Here is a 3,791-nt window from a genome sequence, read left to right as displayed (position 1 = left end):
CTATCCCCTAAAGAATTTAGGGAACAAGTGGTTTAGGTGTTTTGATTGGTGTCCCGTTTTCAGGGTTCACTTCATTTAATGGAGTTTTTTATTTTAACATTTACATTTTGAAAACACTTCACAATCATAACGTAGTAGGCTTAGTAAAATACTTATTTAGTGTATTGTCTTTCAAAGAAGAAAGCGGAACCTTCACTTCACTACCTTCCTTCATATTCCGCAGCACAACAGTTTCTGTACTAAGTTCTTCTTCCCCAATAATAAGCACATAAGGGATATTCTCTTTATTTGCATAATTAAGGGCGCGTTTTAATTTGCGTCCTGCTAGTTCAAGTTCGACTTTTAAGGAAGTGGTAGAACGTAATTGCTGGGCGATTTGTAAGCATTGTAATTCTGTTCCGAGCGGGATGATAAATACATCCGCTGTAGATGATACTGTTTCTTTCTGTGATAGTGCTGTATAAATAACGTCTAAACCGAATGAAATACCGACTGTTGGATAGTTCATATCATCACCACGGAATGCTCCAATAATATTATCGTAACGACCACCGCTACCGATGCTAGATGTAATTGATCCATCTTTTAAAAAGATTTCATATACGGTACCTGTATACATTGTGAGTCCTCGCGCTAAAAACGGATTAAATATAGCATTTTCATTTATTCCAAGTGCGATTAAATATTGCTGTAATTGTTGTAATTCGTTTACTCCATCGGCAACGAGTGGATTATTGAAAGCTTCTTTAAAGTCAGCAATTGAAAGCTGTAGACAAGATAATACGGTATTACATATCGTATCAGCCATTTCTTCAGAAATTCCGCGCTCTAATACATCTTTTCGTACGCCATCAATCCCAATCTTTTCGATTTTGTCTAATGATAAAATGACGTCACTTGTTAATTCGGTAGGGATGTTAATGGCCTGAAGAATACCATTTAACAATTTGCGGTTATTATATTGGATTGTTATTTCTAAGTTTAACGTTTGGAACAGCTCAAACGCCATGCTCATGAGTTCCGCTTCAGCCATGACTGATTCTACACCTACTATATCAACGTCGCATTGTATAAATTCACGAAATCTTCCTTGTTTAATGGGGCCATCTCGAAACACTTTCCCAATTTCATACCGTTTAAAAGGAAGGCGGATGTTCGGGTTCATTGCCACAACTTTTGCGAATGGAATAGTTAAATCGTAACGTAAGGCAAGACCGCGTTTTCCTTGATCTTGAAGTGTATATATTTCTTTTAATATTTCATCACCACCGCCGTACTTGTAAGACATAAGCTCATACATATTTAATGTCGGCGTTTCTAACGGTTTACATCCGTATCGTTCAAATGTATCTTCGCACGCTCTTTTAATTTTATTTCGCAGTACTTGTTCCTCTGGTAAATAGTCTTTCGTTCCTTTTACATTTCTCATTTCCATTGTAATCACTCCTTTTTAAATTAAAAAAAGCTATGCAGGTATAAAAATACCCACATAGCTTTATAAACGCTTCGTGGGTCAACAGGAAAAGCCCTGTACCCACGAAGAAAAATTTTTCTTCGGATACACGGCGTTACGTATGATGATGAAGTTGGAAAGAAATATTAAAATTTTGCATTACAAATCTCTCCTTAACAATAAGTTTTTCCAAATTATATCAAATGATTTTTGAATTATCAATATTTTTAGTTTTGAAATATACGTGAAGTTATGTAGGAGAAATGGAAAAGGGTGTATAATAAAACTTAATAATATGAAATAACCGTTTAAGGAGATCACTATGAAAAAAGATAAAACAAATGCGATGCGAATATTAGATAAAGAGAAAATTGAATATTCGATGATGTCATATAATCCAGACGATGGGAAAATTGATGGCGTATCAGTAGCCGAGAAAATTGGACGAGAAGTGAGAGAAGTATATAAAACGTTAATCGCTCAAGGGAATAGTAAAAATTATCATGTGTTTATCATCCCGGTAGATGAGGAACTAAATTTAAAAGCTGCCGCAAAAGCAGTAAGTGAAAAGAAAATTGAAATGATTCCTGTTAAAGATATTACGAAAGTTTCAGGATATATTCGCGGCGGCTGTTCACCAGTCGGAATGAAGAAGTTATTTTCTACATGTATTGATGCGAGTGCCCAATTACTTGAAACGATGATAGTAAGCGGCGGAAAAATAGGTATACAAATTGAGCTGAAAGTGGATGACTTGGCGAAAGTGACGAGAGCGCAGTTTGGTGAGGTAACGAAGTAAATATACATAGGGAAAGAAGTTCTAGTTTTATTAACTTTAGATAAAGATTTATAGGATAGTTAGTCCATTATGGGGCTGATTATCCCTTTTATTTACATAGCTATATTAAAATGAATAAAGATTGAATATTCAGTTTGAAATAGACTGTAATATGAATCATTTGTTTGGATTTGGGAGGAGGACAAAGGCTCGGTGCGTTACCCTTAAAGATAGACAAGTGACAGAAGATTGTTTAATGGGGGCAAGAAATACCCATAAGAAAGCACGTATTGGGGTCCAATATTTTGGGGGAATCTTACGCTAAGAGTTTGCAAGATGTTATACAGTTTTTTTTGCTAATCCAGTAACATACACGAACACTAAAACCGCATTAGGATAGGAATGTATAAAAAATGTATAGATTTATAGAACTAAAAAAGAAGATTCTCTTGTGAGAGCAGGGTTATCCTTTTTTCATTGCTACTGATAATGAGACGTTATGTTAACTTTACATGTATACGATATTCACCCGAAAAATGAGATAGTTCTTATTCGACTAACTGGAAAGATAGTTCAATAAGAAAAGGACTTTATAAATCAAAAAAAGAATAATGCTATATGAGTTTCTTTGCCCATTCCTCCCAAAAAAAAGGGGAATAAAGCTATGGAAGGTATTGAGCTTAATTTAGAATATTGTAGGGTGATAAGTCGATGATAGGAATAAGTATAGCAACCAAGTGGGAATATGAAGCGACATTGGAATACTTTAGCATAAAAGACAGCGAATGTTTTGGTTATCCTTATGGCGAGTATTTCATGAGAACAATTAATAATACTAAACTTGTTTTTTATAGTACCGGTGTAAGAAAAGTAAATGGTGTTGGTGGTAATCAGTATATGATTTCCAAATTTAATTTAACTAAAGTAATCGTTGTTGGAACATGTGCAGGAATAGATAATAAGTTCAATAATTTGGATATTTTTGTACCCGATAAAGCTGTTCAATATGATTGTACAGTAAAAGAAATTGAGCCTTTTATTAAACAATCCTTCATAGTCGATATTGATTTATCGAAATATGGGAATGAATTTTATACTGGAACAATTGGCACCGCTGATAAAGCAGTAGTTATGTGGAAGGACTATTTAGAACTTAAAGAAAACGAAATAATAATAGCCGATACAGAAGCAGGCGCAATTGCTTATATCTGTAAGAAGAATGATGTTGAGTGTATTATTATAAAAGGAATATCTGATTTTCCAACAGATGAAAGTAGCTCTGATAAATTTGAATCGAACATTGAACAAATTAATGTTTATTTAGAAAACACCCCCAAAGTTATGAATAAAATATTTGGCGAATATTTAAAACGATTTATTTAAATAAATTTAAAGTTAATAAAAAAGATAGAAATAGTCAAACCTGTATTATTCCCCTTTTTCGGGGGATGGGCAAAGTTATCCAACTTCCAATAACGAAAGTTATGGTGCGACAAGAAGTCGCATTCCCACAGGGTAGCTTCTGCTACTAGATTAGATGCAAAGTCTATCTCCATCCGA

General features: G+C 34.1%; 4 protein-coding genes. 2 read left to right on the top strand and 2 right to left on the bottom strand.

What is annotated here, in order from left to right:
* Positions 1–124: 124 nt before the first annotated feature.
* Positions 125–1,435 (bottom strand): histidine--tRNA ligase, encoded by a 1,311-nt coding sequence (locus PDQ33_RS28460; protein WP_270757069.1) that lies wholly within the window; start codon positions 1,433–1,435, stop codon positions 125–127.
* Between the two features lie 340 nt (positions 1,436–1,775).
* Here PDQ33_RS28460 and ybaK point away from each other — a divergent pair, with 340 nt between their 5' ends.
* Both ybaK and PDQ33_RS28450 read left to right on the top strand, forming a co-directional pair.
* Entirely contained in the window at positions 1,776–2,252 is a 477-nt protein-coding gene (ybaK, locus tag PDQ33_RS28455) for a Cys-tRNA(Pro) deacylase (protein WP_000710876.1), read from the top strand.
* A gap of 690 nt (positions 2,253–2,942) precedes the next feature.
* Complete coding sequence (locus PDQ33_RS28450; RefSeq protein ID WP_000579419.1) at positions 2,943–3,614, top strand: 5'-methylthioadenosine/S-adenosylhomocysteine nucleosidase family protein; 672 nt, start codon at positions 2,943–2,945, stop codon at positions 3,612–3,614.
* On the opposite strand, the gene PDQ33_RS28445 is transcribed toward PDQ33_RS28450, so the two are convergent.
* Positions 3,611–3,791, bottom strand: a 181-nt coding sequence (locus PDQ33_RS28445; protein ID WP_230305652.1) for a hypothetical protein, incomplete at its 5' end; no start/stop codon positions are given. The two genes, PDQ33_RS28450 and PDQ33_RS28445, sit on opposite strands and share 4 nt — an antisense overlap.

Origin of the sequence: Bacillus cereus group sp. Bc031 (assembly GCF_027716265.1) — a bacterium.
In the GTDB taxonomy this organism is placed as follows: Bacteria; Bacillota; Bacilli; order Bacillales; family Bacillaceae_G; genus Bacillus_A; species Bacillus_A paranthracis.
This window is presented reverse-complemented; position numbering and strand designations above follow the sequence as displayed.